Annotated in this window: 21 protein-coding genes and 4 tRNA genes; 6 read left to right on the plus strand and 19 right to left on the minus strand. The window is 66.2% G+C overall.

What is annotated here, in order from left to right; genetic code table 11:
• Window positions 1-7 precede the first annotated feature (7 nt).
• The 16 genes from K7711_RS03410 to K7711_RS03485 all read right to left on the minus strand — a co-directional run bounded on the left by K7711_RS03410 (window position 8) and on the right by K7711_RS03485 (window position 10,911).
• Window positions 8-1,357 (minus strand): MCE family protein, encoded by a 1,350-nt coding sequence (locus K7711_RS03410; protein ID WP_222964753.1) that lies wholly within the window; start codon window positions 1,355-1,357, stop codon window positions 8-10.
• Window positions 1,354-2,211 (minus strand): MlaE family ABC transporter permease, encoded by an 858-nt coding sequence (locus K7711_RS03415; protein WP_222964755.1) that lies wholly within the window; start codon window positions 2,209-2,211, stop codon window positions 1,354-1,356. The genes K7711_RS03410 and K7711_RS03415 overlap by 4 nt, the downstream gene beginning before the upstream one ends.
• 2 nt (window positions 2,212-2,213) lie before the next feature.
• Window positions 2,214-3,008, minus strand: coding sequence for an MlaE family ABC transporter permease (locus tag K7711_RS03420; protein ID WP_067896654.1), 795 nt, complete (start codon window positions 3,006-3,008; stop codon window positions 2,214-2,216).
• An 11-nt stretch (window positions 3,009-3,019) separates the two neighbouring features.
• The gene (locus K7711_RS03425; RefSeq protein WP_222964757.1) at window positions 3,020-4,096 is read right to left on the minus strand and encodes an ABC transporter ATP-binding protein; all 1,077 of its coding nucleotides are present in this window, start codon (window positions 4,094-4,096) and stop codon (window positions 3,020-3,022) included.
• Window positions 4,097-4,599: 503 nt separating this feature from the next.
• Complete coding sequence (rplL, locus tag K7711_RS03430; RefSeq protein WP_040828120.1) at window positions 4,600-4,980, minus strand: 50S ribosomal protein L7/L12; 381 nt, start codon at window positions 4,978-4,980, stop codon at window positions 4,600-4,602.
• Between the two features lie 59 nt (window positions 4,981-5,039).
• Window positions 5,040-5,591 (minus strand): 50S ribosomal protein L10, encoded by a 552-nt coding sequence (gene rplJ / locus K7711_RS03435; RefSeq protein ID WP_222964759.1) that lies wholly within the window; start codon window positions 5,589-5,591, stop codon window positions 5,040-5,042.
• A 352-nt stretch (window positions 5,592-5,943) separates the two neighbouring features.
• Window positions 5,944-6,657: a 50S ribosomal protein L1 gene (gene rplA, locus K7711_RS03440; protein WP_040828123.1), complete on the minus strand. Its 714-nt coding sequence runs from the start codon at window positions 6,655-6,657 to the stop codon at window positions 5,944-5,946.
• A 73-nt stretch (window positions 6,658-6,730) separates the two neighbouring features.
• Window positions 6,731-7,165 carry a 50S ribosomal protein L11 gene (gene rplK, locus K7711_RS03445; RefSeq protein ID WP_040828125.1) on the minus strand — a complete coding sequence of 145 codons (435 nt, stop codon included), beginning with the start codon at window positions 7,163-7,165 and terminating at the stop codon, window positions 6,731-6,733.
• A 156-nt stretch (window positions 7,166-7,321) separates the two neighbouring features.
• Window positions 7,322-8,104 (minus strand): transcription termination/antitermination protein NusG, encoded by a 783-nt coding sequence (gene nusG, locus K7711_RS03450; protein WP_308014436.1) that lies wholly within the window; start codon window positions 8,102-8,104, stop codon window positions 7,322-7,324.
• A 113-nt stretch (window positions 8,105-8,217) separates the two neighbouring features.
• The gene (secE, locus tag K7711_RS03455) at window positions 8,218-8,586 is read right to left on the minus strand and encodes a preprotein translocase subunit SecE (RefSeq protein WP_308014437.1); all 369 of its coding nucleotides are present in this window, start codon (window positions 8,584-8,586) and stop codon (window positions 8,218-8,220) included.
• 30 nt (window positions 8,587-8,616) lie between these two features.
• Window positions 8,617-8,689: transfer RNA gene (locus K7711_RS03460), tRNA-Trp, on the minus strand.
• 238 nt (window positions 8,690-8,927) lie between these two features.
• Complete coding sequence (locus tag K7711_RS03465) at window positions 8,928-9,920, minus strand: fused (3R)-hydroxyacyl-ACP dehydratase subunits HadA/HadB (protein ID WP_222966612.1); 993 nt, start codon at window positions 9,918-9,920, stop codon at window positions 8,928-8,930.
• Window positions 9,921-10,199: 279 nt separating this feature from the next.
• Entirely contained in the window at window positions 10,200-10,370 is a 171-nt protein-coding gene (gene rpmG, locus K7711_RS03470) for a 50S ribosomal protein L33 (RefSeq protein WP_011211653.1), read from the minus strand.
• A gap of 45 nt (window positions 10,371-10,415) precedes the next feature.
• Window positions 10,416-10,488: transfer RNA gene (locus K7711_RS03475), tRNA-Met, on the minus strand.
• A gap of 66 nt (window positions 10,489-10,554) precedes the next feature.
• Window positions 10,555-10,627 (minus strand) — tRNA-Thr (locus tag K7711_RS03480).
• 203 nt (window positions 10,628-10,830) lie between these two features.
• Window positions 10,831-10,911 (minus strand) — tRNA-Tyr (locus K7711_RS03485).
• A 160-nt stretch (window positions 10,912-11,071) separates the two neighbouring features.
• Here K7711_RS03485 and K7711_RS03490 point away from each other — a divergent pair.
• Window positions 11,072-11,563, plus strand: coding sequence for a YajQ family cyclic di-GMP-binding protein (locus K7711_RS03490; RefSeq protein WP_222964763.1), 492 nt, complete (start codon window positions 11,072-11,074; stop codon window positions 11,561-11,563).
• Here the strand turns inward: K7711_RS03490 and htpX are convergent.
• Together htpX and K7711_RS03500 are read right to left on the minus strand one after the other, a co-directional pair.
• The gene (gene htpX / locus K7711_RS03495; RefSeq protein ID WP_222964765.1) at window positions 11,554-12,438 is read right to left on the minus strand and encodes a zinc metalloprotease HtpX; all 885 of its coding nucleotides are present in this window, start codon (window positions 12,436-12,438) and stop codon (window positions 11,554-11,556) included. The two genes, K7711_RS03490 and htpX, sit on opposite strands and share 10 nt — an antisense overlap.
• A 314-nt stretch (window positions 12,439-12,752) precedes the next feature.
• Window positions 12,753-13,775, minus strand: a complete 1,023-nt coding sequence (locus K7711_RS03500; protein ID WP_235746536.1) for a polyprenyl synthetase family protein — start codon at window positions 13,773-13,775, stop codon at window positions 12,753-12,755.
• A gap of 201 nt (window positions 13,776-13,976) precedes the next feature.
• Here K7711_RS03500 and K7711_RS03505 point away from each other — a divergent pair, with 201 nt between their 5' ends.
• From K7711_RS03505 to K7711_RS03515, 3 genes are all read left to right on the plus strand, one after another.
• Complete coding sequence (locus tag K7711_RS03505) at window positions 13,977-15,251, plus strand: geranylgeranyl reductase family protein (protein ID WP_222964767.1); 1,275 nt, start codon at window positions 13,977-13,979, stop codon at window positions 15,249-15,251.
• Between the two features lie 22 nt (window positions 15,252-15,273).
• Window positions 15,274-15,699, plus strand: coding sequence for a helix-turn-helix transcriptional regulator (locus tag K7711_RS03510; protein ID WP_222964769.1), 426 nt, complete (start codon window positions 15,274-15,276; stop codon window positions 15,697-15,699).
• Window positions 15,700-15,849: 150 nt separating this feature from the next.
• Window positions 15,850-16,299, plus strand: a complete 450-nt coding sequence (locus tag K7711_RS03515) for a VOC family protein (RefSeq protein WP_040828132.1) — start codon at window positions 15,850-15,852, stop codon at window positions 16,297-16,299.
• A 65-nt stretch (window positions 16,300-16,364) separates the two neighbouring features.
• On the opposite strand, the gene K7711_RS03520 is transcribed toward K7711_RS03515, so the two are convergent.
• A complete protein-coding gene (locus tag K7711_RS03520) occupies window positions 16,365-16,871 on the minus strand; it encodes a DUF2505 domain-containing protein (protein ID WP_222964771.1) in 507 nt (168 codons plus the stop codon).
• A gap of 40 nt (window positions 16,872-16,911) precedes the next feature.
• Between K7711_RS03520 and K7711_RS03525 the strand changes: the two genes are divergently transcribed.
• Both K7711_RS03525 and K7711_RS03530 read left to right on the plus strand, forming a co-directional pair.
• Window positions 16,912-17,388, plus strand: a complete 477-nt coding sequence (locus tag K7711_RS03525) for a DUF3592 domain-containing protein (protein ID WP_222964772.1) — start codon at window positions 16,912-16,914, stop codon at window positions 17,386-17,388.
• A gap of 112 nt (window positions 17,389-17,500) precedes the next feature.
• Window positions 17,501-18,643: a glycosyltransferase family 4 protein gene (locus K7711_RS03530; protein ID WP_222964774.1), complete on the plus strand. Its 1,143-nt coding sequence runs from the start codon at window positions 17,501-17,503 to the stop codon at window positions 18,641-18,643.
• Window positions 18,644-18,662 lie beyond the last annotated feature (19 nt).

Consider the following 18,662-nt stretch of genomic DNA (forward strand, 5'->3'; position numbering starts at 1 on the left):
GCGGCCTTCACTTCACACTCACCTCACTTCCACGCAGCGCGGGCGCGCCGATCCGGCTCACCCAGCTGGGCACCTTGTCCGGCGACACCCCGTTCGCCGCAGCGTAGATCGCGCCCAGCGCGTGCTCCTCGGACGGCGAACCGGCCAGCGAGGTCGGCTGCGCGCCGAAGACCGAGAACTGCGCCGGCGGCAATTGACCGATGTTCTGCTTGCCCGGATTGCGGGTCGGCGGCTGATACGAGCCGTCGTTGGCCGAACCGGTCGGATACTGACCGGCGTCGGTGCCCAGCGGGGGCTCCGGGAAACACACCGGCGGGCGGGTGTCGAACCAGCGCGGCTCGTCCTGGTTCGGCAGGTACCGGCCGCGCGGATTGACCAGTTTGATCGACACCCGCGAGCCGGGCAGATCGGTTCCCTTACCGAAGATCTGGTCGATCCGCGGCTTCTGCTGCGCGAAATTCTTCATGGTGCAGGCATATTCGGGGGAATAGGTGGCCAGCAGCTGCAACGCCTCTCGCGAATCGGCAGCCACGTCGATGATGTTGTCGTGGTTGGCCGTCAGGAAGTCGGCCAGTCGCGAGGAGGTCGGGGTCAGCACCGAGTACAGCGTGTCGATCTGCGAACGCTTCTGCACGATCGTGGCGTTGAGTGTGCGCAGATCGTTGAAGGTGTCCACCAGCTGCGGCAGCGCGTCGGCGTAGGTGTCCGCGACGGTGGCGAAGTTGTGGATGTCGTCCTGCAGGGTCGGCATGACGCCGTTGATCCCGCGGAAGACCGTGTCCAGCCGGTCCACAGTGTGACCGAGCTCCTCGCCCTGTCCGCCGAGGGCCTGCGAGAGCGCGCCCAGCGTGGAGGCCAGATACTGCGGCGGAATCGCCTGCAGCAGCGGCATCACACTGTCGAGCAGCTGACTGACCTCGATGGCGTTACCGCTGGCGTCCTGATGCAGAGTCTGTCCCGCGGTCAGATGCCCGCTGGGATCCTGCGGCCAGACCAGATCGACGTACCGCTCACCGAACAACGTCTTGGGCAGCAGCCGCGCGGTGACGTTGGACGGAATCTTCCCGGCCTTGCCCGGATCCAGCGCCAGATGCAGCGTGACCTTGCTGCCCTGCGGCTGACTGGATCGGACCTCGCCGACGGTGACGCCGCGAACCTTCACATCGGCGTTGCGCGTCAACGCGTTTCCGACGGTGTCGGTGATCAGATCGACCTTCACCACCGGGGTGAAGGACTTGTTGTACATGGCGACCGTGGTGCCCAGGAACAGGGCCATCACCACGAAGAACAGCACACCGAGCGTGCGCGTGCGCAATTTCTCCGTCGATCGCCAGAACTGAATTCCAGCTGCACTCATCCGGCTACTCGCACTGTGGTCGTCGTCCCCCAGATGGCCAGGCTCAGAAAGAAATCGAGAATGTTGATCAACACGATCGAGGCGCGGACCGCACGGCCCACCGCCACGCCCACGCCCGCCGGACCGCCCGAGGCGTTGAATCCGTAGTAGCAGTGGATCAGGATGATCACGAAGGCGAATATCAGCACCTTGAGGAACGAATACAACACGTCCTGAGGTGGCAGGAACAAATTGAAATAGTGGTCGTAGGAGCCTGTGGATTGCCCCTCGAACCACACGCTGATCTGCCGCGAGGCCACGAATGTGCCCAGCAGACCGACGATGTAGAGCGGAATCACCGCCACGAATCCGGCGATCACGCGCGTGGTGACCAGGAATGGCACACCCGGCACCGCCATCACCTCGAGCGCGTCGATCTCCTCGGAGATCCGCATCGCGCCCAATTGGGCGGTGAAACCACAACCGACCGTCGCGGACAATGCCAGCGCCGCGACCAGCGGAGCCAGCTCGCGGGTGTTGATGTACCCGGTGAGGAATCCGGTCAGGACCGAGGAGCCCAGGGCGTCCAGGGCCTTGAAGCCCTGCAGGCCGACCACGACACCGACCGAGGCCGACATCATCACAACGACGCCGATGGTTCCGCCGATCACCGCCAGCGCACCCGAGCCGAAGGTCACCTCGGCCAGCAGCCGCATGACCTCCTTGCGGTAGTGCACGATGGTGCGGGGAATCCAGGCGATCGCCTTGGAGTAGAACGCCATCTGATCGCCGGCGCGATCGATGACATCGACGGGAGCCCGTAGGACACCGCCGATCCGGCGCAAATTCTTGGTGGATCGCTGCGAAACAACCATGGTCAGGCGCCCTTGGCCGGGACGATCTGCAGGTACACCAACGTCAGTACGAGGTTGACGAAGAAGAGCACCAGGAAGGTGATCACCACGGATTGGTTCACCGCGTCACCCACTCCTTTCGGTCCCCCCTTCGGATTCAGGCCTTTGTATGCGGCGATGACGCCCGCGAGCAGCCCGAACAACAACGCCTTGATTTCACCGATCCACAGGTCCGGCAGCTGAGCCAGCGCCGAGAACGATGCCAGATACGCGCCCGGCGTGCCGCCCTGCAACATCACGTTGAAGAAATAGCCACCGCAGATGCCGACGACCGAAACCAGGCCGTTGAGCAGCAGGGCGACCAGCATCATGCCCAGCACACGAGGAACCACCAGGCGCTGTACCGGGTCGATGCCCAGCACCTCCATGGCGTCGATCTCCTCGCGGATGGTCCGCGAGCCCAGATCCGCGGCGACGGCCGAACCCGCCGCACCGGCGATGATGAGCGCGGTGACGACGGGCGCGGCCTGTTGGACGGTAGCCAGCACACTGGTTGCGCCGGTGAAGGACTCAGCGCCGAGCTGCTTGATCAGTGAACCGGTCTGCAACGCCACGACGGCACCGAACGGGATTGCCACCAGGGACGCGGGAAGGATCGACACACTCGCGATGAACCACGACTGTTCGATGAACTCGCGCCACTGGAACGGCCGGACGAATGTCTTACGCGCAACGCTGATGAGCAGCGCAAAGATATTGCCCGCCTGAGCAAAACCCGACTCGACCGGGGTGCGCAGCCGCGTCAGGGTTAGATTCACGGGAGCGTATGTTACCCGTTGGTTGGGTTTTGTCGCGCGGTGGTGTCGTACGCGTTGCCTGGGTAATCCTGTTGGTTACCCGAATAGGCCGGGAGAACTTGTGTATCGCCGTTCTCCTGCATCGATTCCTGGATCGCCACCTGGGCCTGATGCGGCAGGGTGTGCATGATCTCCAGCACGCGACGACGACGACGCTCCACGCCCTGTCGCACCGGCATACCGGGCGTGGCCTTCATCTGCGGGATGATGCCCTCGATCTCCTCGGTGCCGTTGTCGTAGTGACCGGCCTCCGCGAGCGCCTGCTCGCGAGCCATCTGCGCCTCGTCCTTCTCCTCGGACATACCGATCGGACCGACCATGCGGCCGTTGAGGAACTGCTTCACCACCGGCTCCTCGGAGGTCAGCAGCACCTCGCGCGGGCCGAACATGACCAGCTGACGCCGGAACAGCATGCCGATGTTGTCCGGCACCGAACGGGCCAGGTTGATGTTGTGCGTGACGATCAGGATCGTCGCGTCGATCTGCGCGTTGATATCGATCAGCAGCTGCGACAGATAGGTGGTGCGGACCGGGTCAAGACCCGAGTCCGGCTCGTCCACGAGGATGATCTGCGGATCCAGCACCAGGGCGCGGGCCAGACCGGCGCGCTTGCGCATACCACCGGAGATCTCGCCGGGCAGTTTGGATTCCGCGCCGAGCAGACCGGTGAGCTCGAGCTTCTCCATGACGATCTTCTTGATCTCGGATTCGCTCTTCTTGGTGTGCTCCCGCAGCGGGAACGCGGTGTTGTCGAACAGGTTCATCGACCCGAACAACGCGCCGTCCTGGAACAGGACGCCGAACAGCTTGCGGATCTCGTACAGCTCCTTGTTGGAGCAGGTGGTGATGTCCGTGCCGTCGATGAAGATCGAACCGCGCTCCGGGCGCAGCAGACCGATCAACGACTTCAGGAATACGGACTTACCGGTACCGGAGGGGCCGAGCAGCGCGCTGACTTCCCCCGTGGGCAGAGTCAGTGTGACATCCTGCCAAATACGCTGAGAGCCGAAGGATTTGGTGACACCTTCGGTCCGGACCTCGACGCCCACGCCAACCTCCACATAATTCTTTGCAACGAGCGGTCCCGTGCCGTGTCACTGCTCGGCCGAAACCGCTCCAGCGCTGGGCCGATACAACACAGCACGATGTGACGCGTCACACTGGGTGCGGCCACTGTATCGCATGTAAACCGGCATTCCCATCCCTCCCTACCGGAGAGTAAGAAGTAATACGTTCCGGTTTATTCTTGCTCATCCCCCTACCAGGACAAACCGAGTACGGATACAAACCTCGATCAACCTGCGCGACTCGCCGCACATACGCCTAGCGGGCGGCTCCCACAAAGGGAACCGCCCGCTAGTGACAACAACCGCCGCACCTCGTCCCGCCGGCTCCGGACGACGCCGACACCGCGTTTGCGGCGCGGCTTGCCGCCCGGACGCGTGGCGGGTGCGAGGAACGAGTGCCCGACACGGGGCCGGGCGGTGAGCCTTCAGGCGCCGCAAACCCGCCGGAGCGAAGCGGAGGCCAAAGACACAGCCGAAGATACTGCTTACTTGACCGAGACCTTGGCGCCGGCCTCTTCCAGCTTGGCCTTGGCGGCCTCGGCGGCGTCCTTGGCGACCTTCTCCAGGATCGGCTTCGGCGCGGACTCGACGAGGTCCTTGGCCTCCTTCAGGCCCAGGCCCGAGACGATCTCACGCACGACCTTGATGACCTGGATCTTCTTGTCGCCGGCGCCCTCGAGCACGACGTCGAACTCGTCCTGCTCCTCGGCGGCCTCGGCCGGGGCAGCACCGCCGGCAACGGCGGCCACGGCGACCGGAGCAGCAGCGGTGACCTCGAACTTCTCCTCGAACTTCTTGACGAAGTCCGACAGCTCGAGCAGGGTCATGCCGCCGATGGTCTCCAGCAGCTCGTCAACGTTGGCCATGATGGCTTCCTTTCAGTGGGGTCTCCCCGCACAGGCGGGAAAAGTGTTGGGGTGGTTGGTTATTCGGCAGCATCGGCCGGAGCGGCCTCGCCGCCGGCGGCACGCTGCTTGTCCTCGAGCGCGGCGAACAGGCGCGCGACCTGTCCGGCGGGCGCGGCGAACAGGCCCGCGGCCTTGGTGAGGTTGCCCTTCATGGCACCGGCCAGCTTGGCCAGCAGCACCTCGCGGGACTCCAGGTCGGCGATCTTCTCGACCTCGGTCACGGACAGCGGCGCGCCGTCCATGTACCCGCCCTTGATGACCAGCGCCTTGTTGTCCTTGGCGAAGGTCTTCAGCGCCTTGGCGGCGTCGACCGGCTCACCGTGGATGAAGGTGATCGCGGTCGGCCCGACGAACAGCTCGTCCAGGCCCTCGACGCCCGCGTCGGCGGCAGCGCGCTTGACGAGGGTGTTCTTGGCGACGGAGTACGTGGCGTTGTCGCCGAGGGCACGCCGCAGCTCGGTGAGCTTACCGACGGACAGGCCACGGTATTCCGTGATCACGGTGGCGGTCGCGTCCTGGAACTGCTTGGTGATCTCTTCGACCTGGTCGTGCTTCCACTGGATTGCCATACTTCGCCTCCTCTCAGGGGTATCGGTTCGTAATGAACGACCGGAGTCCGCCAGGACCGGAGACAAAGCAAACGCCCCGGACGCAGAGCGTTCCGGGGCGCACAAGAAACATCGTGAATCCCAGGGGACTCACGGCTTCCCGACCTCGGCTCTCCCTGCGTGGGCCGCCGGCAATATCGCCGGACCTTCAGCTACCTGACGGCAGCAACCAACGGTCTTCGGTAGAACGATTGGGGGTGATCACTGAACTGGTCAGCAACCGTCGACCAGAATAGCAGAGACCTGCCCACCAGCCAAAACGCCAACGGCCGGTACGGAAATCCGTACCGGCCGTTGATGATTCAGCGTGCTACTACGCGTCCTCTTCGGTGAGGTTGCGGGTGCGGTTCGGATCCACCGGGATGCCCGGACCGGTGTTCGTCGAAATCGTCACCTTCTTGACGTAGCGGCCCTTCGCGGTCGAGGGCTTCACACGCAGGATCTCCTCGAGCGCGGCGCCGTAGTTCTCCACCAGCTTGGCGTCGTCGAAGGACGCCTTGCCGATCACGAAGTGCAGGTTGGCCTGCTTGTCGACGCGGAAGTTGATCTTGCCGCCCTTGATGTCGTTGACGGCCTTGGTCACATCGGGGGTGACCGTGCCCGTCTTCGGGTTCGGCATGAGACCACGCGGACCCAGGACACGCGCGATGCGGCCGACCTTGGCCATCTGGTCCGGGGTGGCGATCGCGGCGTCGAAGTCCAGCCAGCCGCCCTGGATGCGCTCGATCAGATCCTCGGCGCCCACGGCGTCCGCACCGGCGGCCTCGGCCTCGGCGGCCTTGTCGCCGACCGCGAACACGATGACGCGAGCGGTCTTACCGGTGCCGTGCGGCAGGTTGACGGTGCCGCGGACCATCTGGTCGGCCTTGCGCGGGTCGACACCCAGGCGCACGGCGACCTCGACGGTGGCGTCGGTCTTCTTGGTGGAGGTCTCCTTCGCCAGCCGCGCGGCGGTCAGCGGGGAGTACAGCGCGGAGCGGTCGACCTTGGCGGCCGCCTCGAGATATGCCTTGCTTCGTTTTGCCATGATTATCTGTCCTGTTCTGGAGTCAGAAGTGGTAGCGGGACTGGCCATCCCTCCCACTGCGCGAGCGCCGCGACTAGTCCGAGACGGTGATACCCATCGAACGGGCGGTGCCCGCGATGATCTTCGCCGCGGCGTCGATGTCGTTGGCGTTCAGGTCTTCCTGCTTGGTCTTGGCGATCTCGCGGATCTGGTCCATGGAGACCGTGGCGACCTTGTTGCGGTGCGGCTCGGGCGAACCCTTCTGCACACCGGCGGCCTTGAGCAGCAGCTTGGCGGCAGGCGGGGTCTTCAGCTTGAAGTCGAACGAGCGGTCTTCGTAGACCGTGATCTCGACCGGGATGACGTTGCCGCGCTGCGACTCGGTCGCCGCGTTGTACGCCTTGCAGAACTCCATGATGTTGACGCCGTGCTGACCCAGCGCGGGACCGACCGGCGGCGCGGGGTTGGCCGCACCGGCCTGGATCTGGAGCTTGATGAGCCCGGCGACCTTCTTCTTCTTGGGGGGCATCTTTCTTCCTTGGTTAGGGTTCCTACGGATTCCCGTAAGCCTTCTCCGGATGACGCCCCGGGAGAATCGACCGCACGACGAAATACGGTCGGCCGGGGCGCAACCCGGCAAGTGTAGTCGAACGCCGTCGGGGGCCCGAAATTGCCCCCGGCCGACTCAGATCTTCGCGACCTGCGTGAACGCGAGCTCGACCGGAGTTTCGCGACCGAAGATCGACACCAGCACCTTGAGCTTCTGCTGCTCGGCGTTGACCTCGGAAATGCTGGCCGGGAGCGTGGCGAACGGGCCGTCCATCACGGTGACCGACTCGCCGACCTCGAAGTCGACCTCGATGGTGGGCTTGGTCAGCGGCTCGGCGGCGGCCTCGGCGCTGGCGGCGGCCGCGGCGGCGGGCTTCTTCTGCTGCTGGTCGGCGGGGACCAGGAACTTCACCACGTCGTTGATGGACAGCGGCGACGGACGCGAGGTCGCGCCGACGAATCCGGTGACGCCGGGGGTGTTGCGGACCGCGCCCCACGACTCGTCGTTGAGGTCCATCCGGACCAGGATGTAGCCGGGCAGCACCTTGCGCTGCACGTTCTTGCGCTGGCCGTTCTTGATCTCGGTGACCTGCTCGGTCGGGACCTCGACCTGGAAGATGTAGTCCTCGAGTCCGAGGTTCTGCACGCGGGTCTCGAGGTTGGCCTTGACCTTGTTCTCGTAACCGGCATAGGAGTGGATGACGTACCAGTCACCGGGTGCGCGGCGCAGCGCGGCCTTCATCGCGGCGACAGGATCGACGTCCTCGTCCGCGAGGGACTCCTCGACAGGCGCGTCGCCAGGGGCGGACTCCGCGATCGGCGCGGAATCCGCGGACTCCTCGACCTCCGGCGCGGCGATCTCTTCAGCCACGTCGTCGACCGGGAATTCCTCGGTTGTGCCGTTCTCCGGGGTGCTCACTGGGCACTCGCTTCCTGTGTCGTCACTAACTTCCTCTGCGGGCCGGACGTCGATTCCAGCGAACGGCATCCGCACCCATCCACGTGGGAATGGTCACCGGCGCTGACGGCCAGCTAGCCGAACAGCCAGTTGACGCCCTTGATGAACGCCAGATCCAACAAGGCGATGAACGCGACCGTGAAGATCACGAACACCAGGACGACGGTCGTATAGGTGACCATCTGCTTGCGGTTCGGCCAGATCACCTTACGGAGTTCCTGAACAACCTCTTTCAGGAACTTCACCAGGCGTTTCAGCGGATTGCCCGTACCGCCGGCCTTCTTCTTGCCGGAAGGTTTGGACGTCTTGCGCGATCCCGCGTCGTCCCGCTCGATCGTCGCGACAGAGCCCGTCTCGTGATCCGAGGAACCGGAACGAGCTCGCCGAGTCGACCGTTTGCCGGTCGGACGACTCACCGCGCGGGTGTCATCGTCATCGGACACGTCGATCCTCTCTCGTCGCTGGCATCCTTGCAGGGGTGACAGGACTTGAACCTGCAACCTGCGGTTTTGGAGACCGCTGCTCTGCCAATTGAGCTACACCCCTTCGGCTGGACTCTCGATCCAGCACGGTGCTGTTCACTTGTACCCGGGTAGCCACACAACACACGCGCCGCCCCTGCAGTGTTCCGGCACCGGCGGAAATCCGCCCGGAACCGGGCCCTTCGGAGCAGCGCGCAGCGGCTGGTGACCCCAGATTCCCGAGTGTACGGTACGCCCCCCTCGCACCGCCAATCCGGGCCCGGCGGCCACCCCCACCACCCGATCCGCGCAGCGTGCGCGGCTCAGGCCAACTGCACGGTGGCCGTCGCGCGACCGAAGATCTTGCGTCCGGCGGACTTGGCGACCATCGCGATCACCGCGGTGCGGGTCTCGGGATCGACCGACTTGATCTTGCCGGTGTACTCGATCTCGGCGGGCTCGTCGGCCGCGACGTAGACCGGGCTGGTGAACCGGACGTTGTACTCCTTGATCGCGCCCGGATCGCCCAGCCAGGAGCTGACGAAGCCGCCACCCAGGCCCATGGTGAGCATGCCGTGCGCGACCACGTTGTCCAGACCGGCGAGCTTGACCATCTCGTCGCTCCAGTGGATCGGGTTCGCATCGCCCGAGACACCGGCGTAGTTGACCAGATCGCCACGGGTGAGCCGGACCACGCGCGCGGGCAGTTCGTCACCGGCGCTGACGTCCTCGAAACGCACCGCGTGGGTGCTGGCCGGCAGTTCGGGCAGGGTGGCGACCGGCACGGGCGGCTCGGTGACCGGCGGGGTGGTGCGCGGGTGATGCCCGGGAGCCTCGCCGATTCCGTGCATCAGCACGTTGCGCACGGCCTCGGAGATGTTCGGGTCGACGTCGCCGCCGCTGCGGCCGACCAGGGTGGTGTAGGTGGTGAGTACCAATTCGTCCCGCGAGGTGACGATGTTCTTCGTCACGATGATGTCGCCGCCGAAGGCCTGCCGGAACGAGTGCAGATAGACGTCGCAGACCAGCTGATCGCCGACCCTGATCGGCCGGTGGAATTCCAGAATCTGGTCGGTCTGCATGATCTGGCTCAGGTCGTAACCCGTGACGACCTGCTCGAACAGCTTGCGCTGAGCCAGGATGCCGACCAGCGAGATGAACGTCACCGGGGCGACGAGACCGTCGTAACCGTATTCCTGGGCGACGTCCTCGTCCCAGTGCACCGGGTGGTAGTCCTGCACCGCGCGGGCGTACTCGCGCACCTTCTCACGGCCGACCTCGTAGTAGTCGTCCACGCGGTAGTGGTGGCCGACCATATCGCGCGCGTGCGCGGCCGGGTCGAAATCCTCGACGGTGTCGGTTCCGGTGTCGGTGGTCCCGGCTTGTGTAGTCACGGAAGAAAGTCCCTATCTGACCCCGCTACGGGATCTGCCGAAGCACACACTGCCGCGGATACACCAAATGCCGGAGCGGGTTCACACCCTGCTCCGGCACTGAAGGCTGACTCGAGTTGCGACATGCGCGGGGACCTGGCAGCTACATGAGCTTCCTGCGGCCTCACCGACGTCGCACGCGGCAGTGGCACGCGTGGAGTATTAGCGAGATTCGCGGTGCGCCCGGTGGGTGCCGCAGTTCGGGCAGAACTTCTTCAGTTCCAGCCGATCCGGGTCGTTACGCCGGTTCTTCTTGGTGATGTAGTTGCGGTGCTTGCACTGCTCGCAGGCCAAGGTGATCTTTGGCCGGACATCGGTGGACTTCGCGGCCACGATATGCCTTCTTTCGGGTCTACCTGATGGAGGTATCGGTCTTTGTAGCGATGGCCGGACTTGAACCGGCGACACAACGATTATGAGTCGTTTGCTCTACCGACTGAGCTACACCGCCATAAGGGTCGGCTTGCGATGGTGCCTGACCCTGGAGATGCCGTCGGTCACCACCGGCAATCCGGCGAGCCCCCTAACGGAATCGAACCGTTGACCTTTTCCTTACCATGGAAACGCTCTGCCGACTGAGCTAAGGGGGCATGACTACATGCGCTCCTGATCGCGATCGCTCGCACCCGGGGCGCCGAAGCCTTGAACGAGGTTACACACTCTTCCGCCGAGTTACCAAACCGGCAGCTCAGAGCCAATTTTCCAAGCCCGCGCAGAGAAGCGGACGCCGGGCCCGAACACCACCCTCGAACAAAATCAGGGCCCTCTCCGATTGGAGAGGGCCCTGAGAGTGTGGCGGATGAAGGATTCGAACCTCCGAAGCTTGCGCGGCTGATTTACAGTCAGCTCCCTTTGGCCGCTCGGGCAATCCGCCGAACACGCTGAGTGAGCGCGCTGAGCAGAATACAACGATCAGGGCCCCTGGATGCAAACCGGCAGGCCAGCGGGGTAGCGTCGGGCCCTCGGCGGCTAGTGGCGGGGCGATGCCCGCGGCGCTAGCGTCGAAGCCGGAATTCGCGAGACAGGAGCGCAGTGTGGCCGATTCGTCATTCGACGTCGTCAGCAAGGTCGATCACCAGGAGGTCGACAACGCCCTCAACCAGACGGTCAAAGAGCTCTCGACCCGATACGACTTCCGCGGCACCGGCGCGAGCATCGAATGGTCCGGCGAGGAGAAGATCGTGCTGTCCGCCGAGTCCGAGGACCGGGTCAAGGCCGCGCTGGATGTGTTCAAGGAGAAGCTGATCCGCCGCGACATCTCGCTCAAGGCGTTCGACGCCGGTGAGCCGCAGGCGTCCGGAAAGGTGTACAAGATCACAGGATCCCTGATTCAGGGCATCTCCACCGAGAATGCGAAGAAGATCGCCAAGAAGATCCGCGACGAGGGCCCCAAGGGCGTGAAGGCGCAGATCCAGGGCGAAGAACTGCGGGTGAGCAGTAAGAAGCGGGACGATCTGCAGGCCGTCATCGCGCTGCTCAAGGGCAGCGATTTCGATCTGGCCCTGCAGTTCGTGAACTACCGATAATTCCGGGGGCCGCCCGCCATATGTTCCAGGCGGGCGATCCGCTCGGCCATCGGCGGATGGGTGGAGAACCAGCGGGCCATCTGGTCGCCGGGGCGGAACGGGTTGGCGATCATCAGGTGTGACTGGGCGGTCAATCGCGGTTCGGGGGGTAGCGGGGCCGCCGCCACACCGCGTTCGAGTTTGCGCAGGGCCGAGGCCAGAGCCAGCGGGTCGCCGGTGAGCTGGGCGCCGTCCTGATCGGCCTGGTACTCCCGCGACCGCGATACGGCCAGTTTGATCAGCGTCGCCGCGATCGGGCCGAGTAGCGAAACCAGAAGTACGCCAAGGATGTTCGGGCCTTCACCGTCGCGATTGCCGCCACCGCCCAGGCCCGCGAAGAAGGCCAGATTGGCGAGGCCGGAGATCACCGCGGCCAGGGCGCCGGCCACCGAGGAGATCAGGATGTCGCGGTTGTACACGTGCGAGAGTTCGTGGCCCAGAACCGCGCGTAACTCGCGTTCGTCGAGCAGCTGCAGGATGCCGCTGGTGCAGCAGACCGCGGCGTGCCGGGGATTGCGGCCGGTGGCGAAGGCGTTGGGGGCGGCGGTGGGGCTGATGTACAGCCGCGGCATGGGCTGACGTGCCGCGGTCGCCAACTCGCGCACGATCCGGTACATCACCGGGGCCTCGAGTTCGGAGACCGGCTGCGCGTGCATCGCCCGCAGCGCCAGCCGGTCGCTGCTGAAGTAGGCGTAGGCGTTCATGCCCACGGCCAGCAGAATGGCGATCGCCAGGATCGTGGGATTGCGGAACAGCGCGCCGATGAACACGATCAGCGCCGACATGCCGACCATCAGGCCGAACGTCTTCAGCCCGTTCGCGTACCCACCGTGCATGGCCGGTCCTCCATCTCAGCACCCCATCACTAATTATCCGTTACACCAGGTCAACGAAGCAGGTGCCACCCAGAGTTCCGCGATGCACTCCAGGACGCAGCAGTGTGTCAGGGCTCATCCACGCTGATACCCCAGAACACCTCGTAACGCCGACACCGCGTTTGCGGCGCGGCTTGCCGCCCGGACGCGTGGCGGGTGCGAGGAACGAGTGCCCGACACGGGGCCGGGCGGTGAGCCTTCAGGCGCCGCAAACCCGCCGGAGCGAAGCGGAGGCCAAAGACACAGCAAACCCGCCGAAGCGAAGCGGAGGCCAATTACACAGAGCGTTCGATGGTGTAGCGGACCAGGCGCTCGAGGGCCGCGTTGGCGGGGCCCTCGGGCAACGCGGAGAGTTCGGCGTGGGCGAGATCCGCGTAGCCCTGCAGTTTCTCCTTGGCCAGGACCATGCCCCGGGAGCGGGACAGCAGGTCCAGGGCCTCGGTGACCTCGTCGTCGGTCTCCAGGGGGCGGGCCAGCAGGGTGCGCAGGCGGTCGCCCTCGGCGCCCTCGTCGCGCAGCGCGTACAGCACGGGCAGGGTGTGCACACCCTCGCGCAGGTCGGTGCCCGGCGTCTTGCCGGACTGTTCGGCGGCCGAGGAGATGTCGATGATGTCGTCGGAGATCTGGAAGGCGGTGCCGACCAGGTCGCCGAGCCGGGCCACGCGTTCGACGTGTTCGCGGTCGGCCCCGGAGAAGGTGCCGCCGAAACGCCCGGACGCGGCGATCAACGATCCGGTCTTCTCCCACACCACCTGCAGATAGTGTTCGACCGGGTCCTGGGATTTCTTGGCGCCCAACGTCTCTCGCATCTGGCCGGTGACCAGCTCGGCGAACGTCTCGGCGATGATCCGCACCGCGTCCGGCCCCAGGGTGGACACCAGCCGCGAGGCGTGCGCGAACAGATAGTCACCGGACAGGATGGCCACGCTGTTGCCCCAGCGCGAGTTCACGCTCGGCGCGCCGCGCCGCATCGGGGCCTCGTCCATGACGTCGTCGTGGTAGAGCGTGGCCAGATGCACCAGTTCGATCACGGTGCCCGCGGTGATCAGATCCGGATCGGTCGGGCGCGGACCCAACTGCCCGGTCAGGATGGTGAACAGCGGCCGGAACCGCTTGCCGCCGGCGCGAGCCAGGTGCAGCGCCGCCTCCTGCAGGAATTCCTCCCCGTCGGACAGCTCGGCGATCAGCAGTTTCTCGACTTCGACCAGACCGTTGCGCACGGTCGACGCGAGCTCGTGGTCGCCGAGATCAACCCCGGCCACCACCGTGCTCTCATCGCTGATCGCCGATGCACTCATGTCGTCTCCCAATGCCGCGTCCGTCCCCACGCCCCACAACCTAGCGTGTCGGGTTCGGAGTCCCCATGAACACCATCACAACATCGCCATTGTGGGACGAATCCGACACCGGCGCAGCACCGTGTCTCCCCGGCGCGTCCGGCCCGCGACACCGCACGGCCCCGTCGACACTGTTCTCGCAGCCCTGCGAGGATGGGGCCCATGGGTTCACCGGATGCCACCATCGGGAGCGAGCGCGAACCGCATGCGCTGCCCGCACATGCCGACGTGCTGGTCGTGGGCGCGGGACCGGCGGGTTCGGCGGCGGCGGCCTGGGCCGCGCGCGACGGTCGCGACGTGCTGCTCACCGATGCCGCGGTCTTCCCGCGTGACAAGACCTGCGGCGACGGGCTGACCCCGCGAGCCACCGCGGAGATGGAACATCTCGGACTGGGCGAATGGCTGCGGGCGCACACGGTGAACCGCGGTCTGCGGATGGGCGGATTCGGCCGCGAGGCGCTGCTGCCGTGGCCGGGCGGGTCGTTCCCCACCTACGGAAGTGCGGTCCCCCGGCTCGAACTCGACGACAAGCTGCGCGAGACCGCCGTCAAGTGGGGTGCACGAATGGTCGACGGGGCGCGGGTGAGCGCGGTGTCCCGCGACGGCGACCGGGTCACCGGCGTCAGCGTGCGCACCGACGCGGGCGTGCACGACATCACCTGCCGGACATTGATCGTCGCGGACGGCGTGCGCTCTCCGGTCGGCAAGCTGCTCGGCCGCACCTGGCATCGCCGTTTCGCCTACGGCGTTGCCGCGCGCGCCTACATTCGTTCGGCGCGCAGCGACGACGAGTGGATCACCTCGCATCTGGAATTGCGCGACGCCGAGGAGACGCTGGTGCCCGGCTACGGCTGGGTGTTCCCGCTGGGCAACGGCGAGGTGAACATCGGCGTCGGGTCGCTGGCCACCGAACGCCGCCCATCCCATATCGCGTTGAAACCGCTTCTGCAGCACTATATTTCGCTGCGACGGGAGGAATGGCAGTTCGACGGTGACGCGCGCGCGGTCGCCTCGGCGCTGCTGCCGATGGGTGGTGCGGTCTCCGGTGTGAGCGGGCGCAACTGGGCGCTGGTCGGCGATGCGGCGGGATGCGTCAATCCGCTCAACGGCGAGGGCATCGACTACGGCCTCGAGGGCGGACACCTGCTGGCCGGACTGCTCGACGAACCGGATCTGAGCACGCTGTGGCCGGATCTGCTGCGGGCCCGCTACGGCCGCACGTTCTCGGTCGCGCGCCGGATCGCGGCCCTGGCCACCCACCCGCGCATGGTGCCGACCGGCGGGCCGCCGATGATGCGTTCGAAGTTGTTGCAGCACACCGCGGTCCGGGTGATGGGCAATCTGGTCACCGAGGAGGACGCGGATCTCACCGCGTGGCTGTGGCGCACGGCGGGCCGCGCGTCCATGCGTTTCGACGACCTGACGCCGTTCAGCTGATCTCGACGCCGAGGAAACGCCTGTGGCCGACACCCCGCCGCGACCGGTCCCCGAGGACCTGCTCCCCCACCTGCGCCGCGCACGCGACCTGGCCGACCGCCACTATGCCGAACCTCTGGACCTGGACGGTCTGGCCGCCGCGGCCGGGGTTTCGAAATATCATTTCCTGCGCTGTTTCGCCGCGACCTACGGCAGGACCCCGGCCCTGTACCTGGCCGAACGCCGGATCGAACGCGCCCAGGACCTGCTGCGCGCGACCAACGTCACCGTCACCGAGGCGTGCATGCTCGTCGGCTACAGCAGCCTGGGCTCGTTCAGCCGCAAATTCACCGACCTGGTCGGCATGTCCCCCTCGGCCTACCAGGCCAAATTCGCTATCGAGGGCGCACCCCACATCCCGGGCTGCTACATCTTCATGCACGGGCTGTCGGACCGGCAACACCGCTGAACACGTCACCTGAATTCCGGCGAGATGCGCACGCCCCAACCTCGCACGGAGCGAGCCTTCGGGGCCGCGAACACGCCGGAGCGAAGCGGAGGCCGAAAATACAGCAATTTCGGAGAAGCAATCCGCACTTCGACCCCATAGCCTGATGACATGACAACCATCACCAATGTGTCTCTGGTCACCGTGCACGTGACCGATCAGACCGCGGCGAAGAACTGGTACATCGAGAAGCTGGGCTTCGAGGAGATGACCGATATCACCATGGGGGACAACGGATTCCGCTGGGTTTCCATCGCGCATCCCGATCATCGGGAACTGGAGATCACGCTGATGCTGCCCGGACCTCCGCTGGCCGAGGATGTGGCCGAGGCGATTCGGCGCGCGCTGGCCAACGGCACGAACGGCGGGCTCGGGCTGCGCACGGACGACTGCCACAAGGCGTACGAGGAATTGACCGCCAAGGGCGTGGAATTCGTTCAGCCGCCGTCGGATCGGCCGTACGGCGTCGAGGCGATCATCCGCGACAACTCCGGCAACTGGCTGGTTCTGGTGGAGCCCAGGGAATTCCGGCCGGGCGACTTCGGACCGGGAGCGCAGTAGGAGAACCACCGCGCGATTCCTTGCATGCGAGCATTCGGAATCGGCTCGCATGCAAGGTTTTCAGTTCAGGCGCCGGCCTTGTCGGCGAACCAGTGCTCGATGAACTTGCCTTCGCTTTCGACGACGCGGCGCTGCAGCTGTTCGGCCAGCGGCTCGATCGCGCCGCCGACCAGCGGCACCTTCACCGATACGCTGCCCGCGACCACGACCTCCGAACCCGTTGCCGCGGGCCGCATTTCGTAGGTGCCGGACATCTTGGTGGTGATGCCCTGCGACGTGCCGGTGAACACACCCCGGGCGGTGTCGCCGTCGAGCGGACCCCAGTCGTCGGTGCGCTCGACGACGAGGTCGTTCCTGAGCACCTTGCGCACGAGCGCCGGAATCTTGTCCGGCCGTACGGTTTCGGTCATGTGGACGCGGATGGTGCCGGGACCGTCGTCGTGGGAAAGGTCCAGGGTCGCCGTGGTCGCGCCCTCGAAACGGGCCTGCCACAACTCGTCGCTGGTGATCGCCCGGTGGAGCTCCTCGACCGGGACGCTGTATGACACGGTGAAGCTGAATTTTCGGGACATGGGCGCACACGCTATCGGAGCAATGCAATAGCCTGAAGTCGTGTCGGAGAACAGTCAGCCCGCACATCGGCGTACGCGGCGTCTGCGACGGATTCGGCTCGGTGTGCTCATCGCCGCGACGGCGATCAGCACGCTTGCGGTGCTGCTGGTCCTGGCAGCCTGGCGCGACGACCTGCGGATCGCCTCGGACAAGGGTGTGGCCAGCGCCGAAGTGCTCTCGGCGGGCCGGCTGCGTTCCGCGGTGACGTTCGTCACCCCCGACGGCGTCACCCGCAATCCGCGTCTGGGCGTGCTGTACCCGACCAAACTGACCGCCGGTGAACGGATCAACGTCGAGTACAGCCGGGCCGATCCGGAACTCGTACGGGTCGCCGGTCGCGACGCGCGGGTGGCGATCGTGCCGGCGCTGTCGGTGATCGTGGTGGTGTGGGCAATCGCGCTACCGGCGTTGTGGCTGGTGCGGCGTGTGCGGATGCGTGGTCCGGACCCCGTCCCCGAGGTCGCGGGCGCGCCCTGAGCAGGCCCCGCGTCACTACCACCGCGCGGCGAACGCAGATGTTCGCCGGAACTTCGCATTCGCGTCACACGGTCGTGGCGGCTTCGCGTCGCCGCTCGAGCACACTCGAAGTGTGCGTGTAGCGATCGTTTCGGAGTCGTTCCTGCCGAATATGAACGGCGTCGTCAACTCCGTGCTGCAGGTGCTCGGGCATCTGGAGCGGCACGGCCACGACGCGCTGATCATCGCCCCCGACACCCCGCGCGGGGAGCCGCCCGCGCCGCGCTCCTACGGCCGGTTCCCGGTGGTGCGGGTGCCCGCGGTGATGGTGCCGAAGATCAGTTCGCTGCCGGTCGGGCTGCCGCAGCCCGGAATCACCGCGGCGATCGAGGAGTTCGACGCCGATATCGTGCATCTGGCCTCGCCGTTCCTGCTCGGAGCCGGTGGGATGTCCGCGGCGCTGCGGCTGGATCTGCCCGCGGTGGCGGTGTACCAGACCGACGTCGCCGGATTCGCACAGAGCTATGGGCTCGGCCCGGCCCGGCGGGCGGCGTGGGCGTGGACACGGCGCATCCACCAACGCGCCGCCCGCACTCTCGCCCCGTCCTCGGCTGCCGCGGAAGATCTTGTCCAGCACGGAATTCCGCGCGTGCACCGGTGGGCGCGCGGCGTGGACATCGCGCGATTCACCCCCTCGGCGCGCTCGTCGGAGCTGCGCGAGGCGTGGTCGGCGGACGAGCGTCTGGTGGTCGGTTTCGTCGGGCGGCTGGCCCCGGAGAAGCATGTGGAACGCCTCGCGGTGCTGGACGGCGATCCGGAAATTCAGCTGGTCATCGTGGGTGACGGCCCCGACCGCAAACGTCTGGCCGAGCTGATGCCCTCGGCGGTCTTCACCGGCGAGCTGGGCGGCGACGAGTTGGGCCGGGCCTATGCGAGCCTGGACGTGATGGTGCACGCCGGCGAACACGAGACGTTCTGCCAGGGCGTGCAGGAGGCGCTGGCCAGTGGCCTGCCGGTCGTCGGCCCCGATGCGGGCGGCCCGCGCGATCTGATCGCGCACTGCCGCAACGGATATCTGCTCCCGGTGGACCGCTTCAGCGAACTGCTGCCCAGTGCCGTGGCAGCGCTGCAGGATCCGGGACACCGCGCCCGATTCGCCGCCGCCGCACGCAAATCCGTGCTGCACCGCACCTGGCCCGCCATCTGCACCGAGCTGATGGGGCATTACGCGGATGTGCTCGGCACGAGGACCCAGGACATCGGCCGCAGCGCATAGCGGCAGCCCGACACCACCT

It is taken from the genome of Nocardia coffeae, from assembly GCF_019890715.1.
In the GTDB taxonomy this organism is placed as follows: Bacteria; Actinomycetota; Actinomycetes; order Mycobacteriales; family Mycobacteriaceae; genus Nocardia; species Nocardia jiangxiensis.

Coding starts and splice junctions, on each gene's coding strand:
- K7711_RS03410 (WP_222964753.1), bottom strand. CDS start 1,357: ATGAGTGCAGCTGGAATTCAGTTCTGGCGATCGACGGAGAAATTGCGC.
- K7711_RS03415 (WP_222964755.1), bottom strand. CDS start 2,211: ATGGTTGTTTCGCAGCGATCCACCAAGAATTTGCGCCGGATCGGCGGT.
- rplL (WP_040828120.1), bottom strand. CDS start 4,980: ATGGCCAACGTTGACGAGCTGCTGGAGACCATCGGCGGCATGACCCTG.
- rplJ (WP_222964759.1), bottom strand. CDS start 5,591: ATGGCAATCCAGTGGAAGCACGACCAGGTCGAAGAGATCACCAAGCAG.
- rplA (WP_040828123.1), bottom strand. CDS start 6,657: ATGGCAAAACGAAGCAAGGCATATCTCGAGGCGGCCGCCAAGGTCGAC.
- rplK (WP_040828125.1), bottom strand. CDS start 7,165: ATGCCCCCCAAGAAGAAGAAGGTCGCCGGGCTCATCAAGCTCCAGATC.
- K7711_RS03465 (WP_222966612.1), bottom strand. CDS start 9,920: ATGGTCGGCCACCACTACCGCGTGGACGACTACTACGAGGTCGGCCGT.
- htpX (WP_222964765.1), bottom strand. CDS start 12,438: ATGCACGGTGGGTACGCGAACGGGCTGAAGACGTTCGGCCTGATGGTC.
- K7711_RS03500 (WP_235746536.1), bottom strand. CDS start 13,775: ATGAGTGCATCGGCGATCAGCGATGAGAGCACGGTGGTGGCCGGGGTT.
- K7711_RS03505 (WP_222964767.1), top strand. CDS start 13,977: ATGGGTTCACCGGATGCCACCATCGGGAGCGAGCGCGAACCGCATGCG.
- K7711_RS03515 (WP_040828132.1), top strand. CDS start 15,850: ATGACAACCATCACCAATGTGTCTCTGGTCACCGTGCACGTGACCGAT.
- K7711_RS03520 (WP_222964771.1), bottom strand. CDS start 16,871: ATGTCCCGAAAATTCAGCTTCACCGTGTCATACAGCGTCCCGGTCGAG.